8 protein-coding genes are annotated in these 12,358 nt (G+C 65.9%); 6 read left to right on the forward strand and 2 right to left on the reverse strand.

Annotated elements, in window-relative coordinates; all coding sequences use genetic code 11:
- Positions 1 to 125 precede the first annotated feature (125 nt).
- The 6 genes from benA to QM615_RS12575 all read left to right on the forward strand — a co-directional run bounded on the left by benA (position 126) and on the right by QM615_RS12575 (position 10,213).
- The gene (benA, locus tag QM615_RS12550) at positions 126 to 1,493 is read left to right on the forward strand and encodes a benzoate 1,2-dioxygenase large subunit (protein WP_283347391.1); all 1,368 of its coding nucleotides are present in this window, start codon (positions 126 to 128) and stop codon (positions 1,491 to 1,493) included.
- A 1-nt stretch (position 1,494) separates the two neighbouring features.
- On the forward strand, positions 1,495 to 2,001 hold the full coding sequence (gene benB, locus QM615_RS12555) for a benzoate 1,2-dioxygenase small subunit (RefSeq protein ID WP_094638854.1): 507 nt from the start codon (positions 1,495 to 1,497) through the stop codon (positions 1,999 to 2,001).
- A gap of 19 nt (positions 2,002 to 2,020) precedes the next feature.
- The gene (gene benC / locus QM615_RS12560; RefSeq protein WP_283347392.1) at positions 2,021 to 4,705 is read left to right on the forward strand and encodes a benzoate 1,2-dioxygenase electron transfer component BenC; all 2,685 of its coding nucleotides are present in this window, start codon (positions 2,021 to 2,023) and stop codon (positions 4,703 to 4,705) included.
- Between the two features lie 60 nt (positions 4,706 to 4,765).
- The gene (locus QM615_RS12565) at positions 4,766 to 7,456 is read left to right on the forward strand and encodes a LuxR C-terminal-related transcriptional regulator (RefSeq protein WP_068054431.1); all 2,691 of its coding nucleotides are present in this window, start codon (positions 4,766 to 4,768) and stop codon (positions 7,454 to 7,456) included.
- Between the two features lie 151 nt (positions 7,457 to 7,607).
- Positions 7,608 to 8,969 (forward strand): MFS transporter, encoded by a 1,362-nt coding sequence (locus QM615_RS12570; protein WP_068054368.1) that lies wholly within the window; start codon positions 7,608 to 7,610, stop codon positions 8,967 to 8,969.
- Positions 8,966 to 10,213, forward strand: coding sequence for a benzoate/H(+) symporter BenE family transporter (locus QM615_RS12575; RefSeq protein WP_068054365.1), 1,248 nt, complete (start codon positions 8,966 to 8,968; stop codon positions 10,211 to 10,213). Before QM615_RS12570 ends, QM615_RS12575 begins: the two co-directional genes overlap by 4 nt.
- Before the next feature lie 77 nt (positions 10,214 to 10,290).
- On the opposite strand, the gene QM615_RS12580 is transcribed toward QM615_RS12575, so the two are convergent.
- The gene (locus QM615_RS12580; RefSeq protein ID WP_283347393.1) at positions 10,291 to 11,466 is read right to left on the reverse strand and encodes a 4-hydroxybenzoate 3-monooxygenase; all 1,176 of its coding nucleotides are present in this window, start codon (positions 11,464 to 11,466) and stop codon (positions 10,291 to 10,293) included.
- A 67-nt stretch (positions 11,467 to 11,533) separates the two neighbouring features.
- Positions 11,534 to 12,286 carry an IclR family transcriptional regulator gene (locus QM615_RS12585; protein WP_283347394.1) on the reverse strand — a complete coding sequence of 251 codons (753 nt, stop codon included), beginning with the start codon at positions 12,284 to 12,286 and terminating at the stop codon, positions 11,534 to 11,536.
- Positions 12,287 to 12,358: the final 72 nt, after the last annotated feature.

Below are 12,358 nucleotides of genomic sequence, written 5' to 3' on the forward strand. Positions count from 1 at the left end.
AATAGGCACCCTGGTCGAGCCTAGGCAAAGCCCTGGTGTGACCGGTGCCACTCGGTGTCAGAGTCGGAGACAACCGCCACGCGACTTGCACCGCCGCGGAATCGAACGACAGCGAGGACACGACCATGACGGAAATCTTGGATCAGGCGCACGCCGCCATCGACGGAGCGGTGATCGACGATGCCGACGCCGGCATCTATCGAGCCAATCGGAGCATCTTCACCGACGAGGAGATCTTCGAGCTCGAGATGAAGCACATCTTCGAGGGCAACTGGATCTACATCGCCCACGAGAGCCAGATTCCGAACAACGGCGACTACTTCACCGTGCACATGGGTCGTCAGCCGGTGGTCATCACCCGCGACAAGGACGGGGAGCTGCACTGCCTCATCAACGCCTGTGCGCACCGTGGCGCGATGCTGTGCCGCCGGAAGACCGACAATCGCCCCACCCTCACATGTCCGTTCCACGGCTGGACATTTCGCAACGACGGCACACTCCTCAAAGTCAAAGATCCCGAGGGTGCCGGCTATCCGGACACGTTCGATGTCGACGGCTCGCACAACCTCACCAAGGTGCCGAGGTTCGAGAGCTACCGAGGGTTCCTGTTCGCCAGCCTGAACGACGACGTATCGACGCTCGCCGAGCACCTCGGCGACACCACCAAGGTCATCGACATGCTCGTCGATCAATCACCGGACGGTCTCGAAGTACTGCGGGGTTCCTCGACCTACACCTTCGACGGCAACTGGAAGGTGCAGGCCGAGAACGGTGCCGACGGATATCACGTCAGTGCCGTGCACTGGAACTATGCCGCGACCACCTCGCGGCGCAACAACGGCGAATCGAAGAACACCACCAAGGCCCTCGACGCAGGCGGCTGGGGCAAGTCCGGTGGCGGCTACTGGTCCTACCCCAACGGGCACCTGTGCCTGTGGACGTGGGCCGCCAACCCCCAGGATCGGCCGCTGTGGGACCAGATGGATGCGCTCAAGGAGCAATTCGGCGATGCCAAGGGCGAATTCATGGTGAAGGGCTCACGCAACCTGTGCCTGTACCCGAACGTGTACCTGATGGATCAGTTCAGCACCCAGATCAGGCACTTCCGCCCGATCGCGCCGGACAAGACCGAGGTCACCATCTACTGCATCGCTCCCAAGGGTGAGAGCAAAGAGGCTCGCTCGCACCGCATTCGGCAGTACGAGGACTTCTTCAACGCGTCCGGCATGGCCACCCCCGACGACCTGGAAGAATTCCGCTCCTGCCAGCTGACGTTCCAGGCGACCAATGCGCCGTGGAACGACATGAGCCGCGGTGCCGAGCACTGGCTGACCGGGCCGGATCCAGTGGCCGAAGCACTGGACATGCACGGGGTGGTCTCCGCGGGAGTCAAGAACGAGGACGAGGGACTCTTCCCCGTTCAGCACGGCTACTGGCGCAGCACCCTGCTCGCTGCCATCGACAGGACAGCTACCGAGAGCCGGGTGAAATGACATGACCTCCACCGAAACTCGCATCACGCAGAGCGCGATCGAGCAGTTCCTCTACCGCGAGGCCCGATACCTCGACGACCGGGAGTTCGAACTCTGGCTCACCTGCTACGCCGACGACGTCGAGTACTGGATGCCCTGCTGGGGCGACGACGATCTGCTCACCGAGGATCCGCAGACCGACATCTCGCTGATCTACTACGAGAACAAGGGTGGCCTCGAGGACCGCGTGTTCCGCATCCGCACCGAGCGCTCCAGTGCCACCTCGATTCCCGAGCCGCGCACGAGTCACAACATCAGCAACGTCGAGGTGATCGAACGCCGAGGCGACCTGGTCGATGTGCGTTTCAACTGGCACACGATGTACTTCCGATACAAGACGATCGATCCGTACTACGGGACGTCCTTCTACACCATCGACTTCTCGGGCGAATCACCGTTGATCCGCCGCAAGACCGTGGTGCTCAAGAACGACTACATCCACCACGTCGTCGACATCTATCACTTCTGATCAGGAAAGGAGACCCCTCGTGAGACATTCCGTCGCACTGTCCTTCGAGGACGGCGTCACCCGATTCATCACCTGTTCCGACGGCCAGACCGTCGCCGACGCCGCCTATCGGTCGCGAATCAACATCCCCCTCGACTGCCGGGACGGGGCGTGCGGAACCTGCAAGGCACTGTGCGAATCCGGCGACTTCGACGGCGGCACGTACCTCGACGACGCGCTCAGCGCCGGCGAATCGGAGCAGGGCTACTGCCTGCCGTGCAGCATGACTCCGAAGTCCGACCTCGTACTCCAGATCGCCAGCACCTCCGCGGTTGCGAAAACCCGAGCGGCGACGCACGAAACCGTGGTCACCGCAGTCGACCGACTCTCACCGACGACGGTCCGCCTGGCCGTCGAGGCACCGCAGGGCGACGAACTCACCTTCCTACCGGGCCAGTACGTCAACATCACCGTGCCCGGATCGGAGCAGACCCGGTCGTACTCGTTCAGCTGCGTGTCCGGATCCGAAGAGCTCGAGTTCCTGGTGAAGCTGACCCCCGACGGGTCGATGTCGACCTACCTGGCCGACGCCGCAGCCGTCGGGGACAAGATCTCGTTCACCGGGCCGCACGGCAGCTTCTTCCTTCGGGAAGCGCAACGGCCCGCGCTGCTGTTGGCCGGCGGAACCGGCTTGGCTCCCATCCTGTCGATCCTGCGCACCTTGGCCGCCGAATCATCCTCGCGTCCCGTGCATCTGGTCTACGGCGTCAGCACCGACGAGGACGTCGTACTCCTCGACGAGCTGGCCGCACTCGCCTCGCAACTCGATGCGTTCACTTTCGATCACTGTGTGTCGGATCCGAACAGCACGGCCGCGAACAAGGGCTACGTCACGTCGCTGCTGAGCGAGGAACACCTGTACGACGGCGATGTTGCCGTCTACCTGTGCGGTCCTCCGCCGATGGTGGAGGCCGTGCGTACGCACTTCGCCGAGTCGGGAATCGAACCGACCGGCTTCTACTACGAGAAGTTCGCGCCGTCTGCCCCGGCCGTCGAGCGTCCTGATCCCGTCGAGGAGCCGATTGCTGTGGACTCCACGCCCGTTGCGGTCGAACGGGTTCCCGCGACGGGTGCCGAAGCGCAAGACCTCGTCACCGAGGACCGGCCTGCCACCGACGCTCGATCCGTCTGCGGCCGAACGCTCTTCGATGCTCGCGACGAGAATCCCCTCCGCGCCGGCACTGCGATCTCGGCGAGCGACGAAGCCCTCGCCATCACCTCGATCGCCCGGCAGCGCATCGTCTCCCACGGCACCGGAAGCGCCGACCCACTCGACGAGGCCTCGGACGGTCTCGCCGTCACACCCGATGCCCAGTCGGTCGCCGGTCAACGCATATGGCCGGTCCGAGATATCGAGCCGTTGTTCGACCGGGTCGAGCCTGCCGCAGCCACCGTCGACTACGAGATCGGCGAGGAACATCCTTCGGTGCACGAATCCGATGCGGTGTTCGAGGCCCGACGCGCACTCGAACTCGGCGCACTGGAGTTGGTCATCGGCAGGCTCAGCTCCCAGCAGATCGCGGGCTACCGATTGCTCGCGGAGGCCACCACCCGCTACGTGGACGGCGATCGCTTCGTCGACGCCGCCGCGTACACCGAAACCAACGCCGCCTTCCACGACTACCTGTTCACCCAGACACGCAACGAGCATCTGCTGCAGGCATATCGGGCCCTCGGGGTCGAAGCTGCGATGGAGGACGTGCTCCGCAACGCGACGTGGTGTGACCCGTTGTGCGCCCAGGATCATCTCGACATCGTCGACGCTTTCGAGGCAGGCGACCGAGAACGCGCTCGCACCTTGATCGCCGACCATGCCGACCGCTCCAAGACCACGATGAAGCGTGCCATGCACGACTCGGCCGCGAGCAAGCGACCCAGATTCGTCAGCCCGGGCCGGTTCGCCGGGAAGGTCGTCCTGATCACCGGTGCGGCGCAGGGCATCGGAGAGTGCGTCGCACGCAGGATCGCCGCGGAGGGCGGCACCCTGATGCTGGCCGATCGCTCCGAACTCGTCGAGGAACTGAGCGCCGAGCTCGGCCGCGACGGCACCGAATCATCCAGTGTGCTGGCCGATCTCGAAACCTGGGCCGGTGCGTCGAGCGCCGTGGACGCGGCGCTGGTCGCGCACGGACGAGTGGACGTGTCGATCCATGTGGTGGGCGGGACCATCTGGGCGAAGCCGTTCGCGGAGTACCCACCGGAACAGGTCGAGAAGGAGATCTCGCGCTCGCTGTTCCCCACACTCTGGTCGTGTCGCGCGGTGATCCCGCACATGATCTCGAAAGGCACCGGAACCATCGTCAACGTCTCCTCGGTCGCGACCCGCGGAGTGCACCGAGTTCCCTACGCCGCAGCCAAGGGTGGAGTCAACGCCATCACCTCGGCACTCGCACTGGAGGCGGCTCCGCACGGGGTCAGGGTGGTCGCGACCGCGCCCGGAGGGACCGAGGCACCGCCGCGCCGAGTCGCTCGCGGACCTGCGCCGAGCACCGATCAGGAACAGCAGTGGTACCAGGCCATCGTCGATCAGACCGTCGACTCGTCCCTGCTCAAGCGCTACGGGACACTGGACGAGCAGGCCGCGGCGATCTGCTTCCTGGCCTCCGACGAGGCGTCGTACATCACCGGTACGGTGCTCCCCGTCGCCGGCGGCGACCCGGGCTGAGTGTGCGCGATGTCGGTTCGATTGCCGGACGTACCCGCACGTCACCGCTACGGTGAGCTCATGTCCCCCGCGCCGCTCGTTGCCCGTGGCGAGCTGCTCGATGCGCTGGTGGACGAGGTGCAGGACGCCGACGCCCGATCGAGGTTCGTCGTCGTGGACGGCGCGGCAGGTGTCGGCAAGACCGCGGTGCTGCGAGAGCTGGCTGCCCGCCTCGACGCGGCCGAGCCTCGCCCGCGCGTCCGGCAGGTGTCCGCCGTACCGTGGGAGACGAGCAGGCCGTGGGAGATCGCGCACCAATGCTTCCCCGAGATCGACATCGCCGACGGCCGGACGCTGCCGGAGCGAATCGCAGGCAGCAACGGCCCCTCGGTGACCGCCGTGTTGATCGACGACGCTCAGGACGCCGACGCGGATTCGCTTCGCGTACTTGCCTCTACCGTCCGACGCCACCGCGACTCGAAGATCGCCGTGGTGTGCATCCGTCGAATTCTGCCCGCGGGGAGCATCGAATCGCACGAGATACTCGATCGCGCAGCCGATACCCGGTTCGTCGTCGAACCGCTGGGAAGCAACAACGTCGCAGAACTCGCTGCGCTGCGCGGCGTCATCCTCTCACCGTCGTCGGCCGCGCACCTGACCGCGCACACGGGTGGACGCCCGAAACAGGTGTCGGCGCTGCTGTCCGAACTGCCCGGCCACATGTGGACGGGCGTGCGGCCCGAACTACCCGCACCCGAGTACGTGCAGGCATCGGTGCGAGCGGCACTGAGCGAGAGTTCGGCGGACACAGTTCGGTTGGTGCAGGCCGTGGCCGTGCTCGATGGCGCTCGACCGGTCTCGACGGTGTGCGAGGTAGCAGAGATCGATGATCCCAGTGCTGCACTCGATCTGGCGGAGGCACTGGGCCTTGTTCTCGTGCGCCGTCGATCGGGTATCACTCTGCTCGAGTGCCCGGACGGGATGATTCGCGCAGCCGTACTGGCCACCATGAGCAGAACCGGCGTCGCCGACGTCCACAGAGCCGCGGCGTCCGCCGAATCCGACCCGGCCGATCGGCTTGCGCACCGCGCCGAGGCGGCGCTGCTACCCGAGCCACACATGGCCGACGAGCTCGAATCACTTGCCGCAGAACGCGCGCGGACCGGAGAATGGGCTACCGCTGCCAGGCTCTTCATGCTCTCGAGCCGAGCGTCCGGCGACGCAGGCCTACGCGAGGATCGACTCGTGCGCGGCGTCGACGCCCTCATCGGTGCCGGTGACGTTCGCGGAGCATCGGACTACATCGCCGAGATCGAGAGTCTGCACGAAACACCGAGCCGCAACGCCGTTCTCGGCTATCTCGCCATTCTGCGGGGCCGCCCGCAGGAGGCCGACGCCCGATTGACACGGGCGTGGCAGCTCGTCCGAACCCGCCACGATCGCGACGTCGCCGCCGTCATCTGTCATCGCCAGGTCCTGCACAATCTCGCCCGATGCGACGGCGGCGCACTGGTGTACTGGGCCGACCGCGCCGTCGAACTCGTCGGCTCGGACCATCCGACTGCCGTCGAGGCGCAGGCCATCCGCGGGCTCGGTCTGGCCGGAACCGGCCGCGTCGCAGAAGCATTGGCCAGCTACGAGGATCTGTGGGGACAGGCCGGCACCGGAGCCGTGGGACAGCGAGTGCAAATGGGTGCCGGCTGGCTGCACCTGGCCACCGACTCGGTGGAGCTGGCGAGGTCCGAACTGGAAGCAGCGGCACCGACGGACTTCCTCGGCGGCTCCACCCGAATCGCACTGTGGGCCAACGCCTGGTTGGCCCGCACGTATTTCGTCACCGGAGAATGGGACGCGGCGCTGCGGATAGTCGGACGCGCCTCCGACCTGGCCGACAGTTCCGGTGCCGCCCTCATCGTCCCGCTCCTGCAGTGGACGGCCATGCAGATCCACGCGCTTCGGGGTGACTGGGATGCCGCCGCGGCGAGTTCACGACGAGGTGAATCCGGCGCTAGAGATTACGAGATCATGCGCGTCCCCACGGCTCTGGGCCGCGCAGCGATCTCCGAGGCTCGGGCCGACTATGCCGGTGTCCTGCGCGCCCTGAGTCCGCTGACACAGCAATGGGCACACGCCGACGTCTCCGAGCCGGGCTTCTGGGCCTGGCCGGACGTGTACGCCAACGCGCTGATCGTGGAGGGCAGGCTCGACGAAGCCGATGCCTTCCTCACTCCCCACGAAGCCCGGGTGGCAGAGCGCGGCCACCGATCGGCACATGCCCGGCTCGCGTGTGCGCGGGGTAGATGGCACGGCGCAACCGGCGACATGGACTCTGCGCGAGCCTCTTTCGAGGATGCCTTGGATTCGCTCATGCCACTGCCCCTGGTGTACGACCGCGCCCGGGTGAACTACGCGTACGGCCAGACGTTGCGGCGGGCAGGCAAGCGACGCGAAGCCGACGTGGTGGTCACCGCGGCCCGCGACGACTACCTTTCTCTCGGCGCTACGACGTACGTCCGGCGGTGCGACCGCGAGCTCAAGGCAGGTGGAGTGCACGCGATCCTCAAGGACAGGCCGCACAACGCGCTGACGCCACAGGAGGACGCGGTATCCAGCCTCGTCGCAACGGGTCTGACCAATCGAGAAGTGGCCGCGGAACTGTTCCTGTCGGTGAAGACCGTGCAATTCCATCTCACGCGTGTTTATGCCAAGCTCGGCGTTCGATCCCGTTCCGAACTCGCCGCGGCCCGTGCATCCGAGAGCACGCCACCATGATTGTGCAACAGCGCTTTTCGGCACGAACCCTGGGTCGATCCTAGGCATTTACCCGGTGTGACCCAGGGCACAGTGCGACACACTTGCCGTACTGCACCGACCGGGTGCCGCATTCGCCCGCCACGACGGGCCCTCTACCGAAGGACAGTCGATGACCTCACCGACAATTCCGACGCCCCGCAGCGCAGCCGCCGGCTGGGCCAGCGACCGTCACCGACGTAGCGTGATCTGGATCGTCGCACTCTCCACCGCAGCAATCGTTTTCGACGGATACGACCTCGTCGTGTACGGAACCGTCCTGCCGACACTGCTGGCCGACTCGACCCAACTCGGTGCCCTCAGCCCCGAGCAGGCCGGTGCCCTCGGTTCGTACGCTCTCATCGGAGTCATGGTGGGTGCTTTGACAGCCGGAGCCTTCGGCGACCGCATCGGGCGTCGGCGAACGATGCTGACGTGCATCGTGTGGTTCTCGGTCGGGATGGGGGCCACCGCACTGGCCCAGAACATCACCGCTTTCGGAATCCTTCGATTCGTCACCGGAATCGGAGTCGGCGGACTCGTCGCCACGGTAGGCGCGATGATCGCCGAGTTCGCACCGGCGGGGCGTCGAAATCTGTTCAACGCCATCGTCTACAGCGGTATCCCCGCCGGCGGCGTCTTGGCTTCTCTGGCCGCAATCGCCCTGCAGGACAGCATCGGTTGGCGCGGACTGTTCTGGATCGGAGCACTGCCGCTGGTCATCCTGCTGCCCCTCGCAGTGCTCCGTATGCCGGAATCCCCGCGGTGGTTGCTCGCGCACGGACGCGTCGCCGATGCCCAGCAGATCTGCGCGAAGACCGGAATCCCGATGCCCGAGCCCGAGCCCGCAGTCGCCGGCGATCGCGTCGGATTCGCCGCGCTCGCCCGCAAACCACTGCTGCGCCCGACGGCACTCCTCGGGTTGATGAGCTTCTCCGGCCTGCTGCTGACCTACGGCCTCAATACTTGGCTCCCGCAAATCATGTCCGAGGCCGGATACAACGCCAAGGGGTCGCTGTCATTCCTGTTGGTGCTCAACGGTGGTGCCATCATCGGTGGATTGATCGCCTCTCGCGTCGCCGATCGGACCGGACCACAGCGCGTCATCGCCGCCACCTTCTGCCTTGCCGCACTGTCGTTGGTGTTGTTGACGTTGAATTTCCCGCTCGGCGTACTGCTCGTCGCCGTGGCCGGTGCCGGCATCGGCGCTATCGGCACCCAGGTGCTGATTTACGGCTTCGTCTCCAATTACTACCCCACGACCGCCAGGGCGGCGGGCGTCGCATGGTGCGCCGGTTTCGGACGCCTCGGCGGCATTCTCGGTCCGCTGCTCGGCGGTATCCTGCTCGGTGCGGGAATCGCGTCCTCGCAGGCGTTCTACATCTTCGCCGTCGTTGCCCTGCTCGGAGCTCTCGTCACCACAGCCGTCCCTGCGGTTCGGGCACTGCGTCGATCCGATCCAGCAATCGAAGAACCGGTGAAAGTGGCTGAATGACAGATATTTTCCAGAGGCCGACCTCGAGCGACCTACCGGAACGTCGCCCGCCGAATCTGCGTGCTCTGCGCGCGGACTTCGGCGGGCTGTACGTCGGTGCAGGGGCGACCGGCGTGCTGTTCAGCGCGACCGGGCCCGTTGCGGTGATCATGGGTGCCGCGGCAGCAGGCTCGCTCACCGCCGCGCAGACGGCGTCATGGGTGTTCGGGGTGTTCGTGCTCAACGGCATTCTCACCCTGGTGGCGAGCTGGGTCTACCGAATGCCGCTGAGCTTTTTCTGGACCATTCCGGGCACCGTTCTGGTCGGTCAGTCGCTGGCGTCGCTGACCTGGCCGGAAGTCGTCGGGGCTTATCTCGCGACGGGGGTCCTGATCATCGTGCTCGGTGCCACCGGTGTCGTCGCGAAGCTGATGGCCTTTCTGCCGCACAGTGTGGTGATGGCGATGGTTGCAGGCGCGTTCCTGTCGTTCGGAACCGGACTGGTGCAGTCCGTTTCGTCGAACGTACTGGTCGCGGGCACCATGGTCGTGGCGTGGTTGGCCCTGACACGATCCGATGTCTGGTCGAGGCGCATACCTCCGGTGCTGGCGGCATTGGTGGCCGGTCTCGCTGCGCTGGCGGTCACCGGCGGATACACCCCACTGACCGGCCCCGCGGCCGAGCTCCCTCTGATCGGTCTGCCCGAACTCGTTGCGCCGTCGTTCAGTGGGGCGGCAATGGCGCAGTTGGTGATACCGCTCGCCATCACCGTGGTCGCGGTGCAGAACGGTCAAGGCGCTGCCGTCCTGAGCTCCGCGGGCCATCGGCCTCCGATGACCGCTGTCACCATCGCGTGCGGGGTGTGGTCGCTTCTCGTCGCACCGCTGGGTGCGGTGTCGACGTGTCTCGCCGGTCCGACCAACGCACTGCTCGTCGCTGTGGGTGAACGGTCGCGGCAGTACATCGCCGGAATGACCTGCGGCGCACTGGCTATCGTCGTGGGTGTACTGGCACCGGTGTTGGTGCGCGGACTGGCCGTGGTACCCGCGACGTTCATCGCCGCCCTCGCCGGTCTGGCCATGCTCGAGGCACTGCGCGGAGCCTTCACCGCCGCATTCTCCGATTCGACCGGCCGTCCGGTACTCGCGCCGCTGATCACCCTGCTGGTCACCGTCTCGGGAACCGACGTCGCGGGCCTGGGGGCTCCGTTCTGGGGACTGGTCGCCGGTGTGGCGGTGACCTACGTGTTGGATCGTCGACGGTAGCTCCCGCCGAACTCGAAGTTATGGATGGATTCCGGGCATATTCCGTCCACAACTTCGAGTTCGGCAGAGTTCGAGGGTCAGAAGCCGATCGGCAGACCGGCGTAGTTCTCCGCCAGTCCCGTTGCCCCGGCCTCGCTGGAAGCAACCCATTTCAACTGCGAGAGCTGCAACTGCGCATCGAACGGGTCGTCGCCGGTGTGCAGCATCGTCGTCATCCACCAGGAGAAGTGCGTGCAACGCCAGACGCGTCGGAGCGCGTCGTCACTGTAGGCATCGGCGGCGCGGGAATCGTTCTTGCCCAGCAGCGACGTCAGTGCCGGTGCCAGCAGGGCGACGTCGGCCACTGCGAGGTTGAGGCCCTTCGCCCCGGTCGGCGGCACGATGTGCGCGGCGTCGCCGGCCAGAAAGAGGTTGCCGTGTCGCATCGGCGTCTGCACGTAGCTGCGCATCGGCAAGACGCTTTTCTCGGTGATCGGTCCAGGAGTGAGCTCCCAGCCGTTCTGCCCGTGACCGAGCCTGCGTGCCAATGCATCCCAGATTCGGTCGTCGGACCAGGTGGCGATGTCGGTCCCGTTCGGCACCTGCAGATACAGCCGACTGACCGCCGACGATCGCATGGAGTGCATCGCGAATCCGTCCTGATGCCAGGCATAGATGAGCTCGTCGGTCGAGGGCGCGACGTCAGCCAGCACCCCGAGCCAGGAGAACGGATACGTTCGCTCCCAGGTGTTGCGCACCGAGTCCGGCATCGCAGCGCGGCTCGGACCGAACGAACCGTCGCACCCGGCAACGACATTCGCGTCGATCCGCATCGGAGTACCCGAGGCATCGGTGAACGTGACGTACGGGGAGTCGGAGTCGACGTCGTGCAACGCGGTATCGGAGACGTCGTAAAAGATCTGCTGGCCTGCTTTCTCCCGGGCCGCAACGAGATCCTTGGTCACCTCGGTCTGCCCGTACACCCACACGCTTCGGTCCACCAGGTCGCGAAAGTCGATGTGGTGCCGCTCTTCCGGCCACTGCAGATAGATTCCGCGATGCTCGTGGCCTTCGCGATGCAACCGCTCCCCCAGACCGTGGTCGTCGAGCAGCTGAACCGTCGAATGTTCGAGAATGCCGGCGCGAATGCGCGAGAGTACGTACTCCTGCGTGCGCGACTCGATCAGAACGGAGTCGATTCCCTGCTCCCCGAGCAGGTGGGACAGCAGCAGACCCGCGGGCCCTGCACCGATGATGGCGACCTGTGTTCGCATGCATCGAGTACACCGCGCATCGGGGCCGCGAACAAGACCACGTTTCCACTCAGCGAAAATACCGATCTCATCCCCGCAGACTTCGCTCGATTCCTCGGGCGGCAACCTGCAGAGCGGCAACCAGTCTGGCTCGATCTCGTCCGATGCTCGGAACCACGATGCCCAACGCCGCCACCGCTCGTTCGCCTTCGCCGCGGACCGGTACGGCCACCGAACACGCCCCCAGCGTCATCTCCTCGACCGTCTGCGCATACCCCTCGCGATGCACTCGGCGTAGTTCGCTGTCCAACTTCCCCGGATGAGTCACCGTGTACGCGGTGATGCGGGTCAGGTTCCTCAGCACGCGATCGTGCACCTCACGCGGGGCGTAGGCCAACAACACCTTGCCGACTCCGGTCGCATACAGGGGCAGGCGTGCTCCGACCCGGCTGACCGCAGGTACCGACGCGTGTCCGGCAAGCCGGTCGAGATAGAGCACCTCGTCGCCGTCGCGAATGGCCAGATGCACCGTGGCGAGTGTCGCGCCGTAGATGTCGTGCAGAAACGGTGAGGCGATCTCTCGCAGGTCGGCTTGATCCGGTGCCAGCAATCCCAACTTCCACAGTCGACGCCCCACCACGTAGCGGCCGTCCTCGCCGCGAACGAGCGCGCCCCAATCGACCAGTTCACGCACCATCCGATGCGCGGTGGCGATGGGCAGGCCTGCGCCGTCGGCCAGTTCGGACAGCGTCAGCGCAGGGGTCTTCTCGTCGAACACAGCCAGAAGCGCCAGCAGCCGCGAGGCCACCGACACCCCTGGATCCCGCGCATTGCCCGCCACCCGGACGACGATAGCCTCCCCGACCACCCGCCGAACTCGAAGTTATGGATACATTTCAGCCGAAAACCGTCC

The organism is Rhodococcus sp. IEGM 1341 (assembly GCF_030056895.1).
Lineage (GTDB): Bacteria > Actinomycetota > Actinomycetes > Mycobacteriales > Mycobacteriaceae > Rhodococcoides.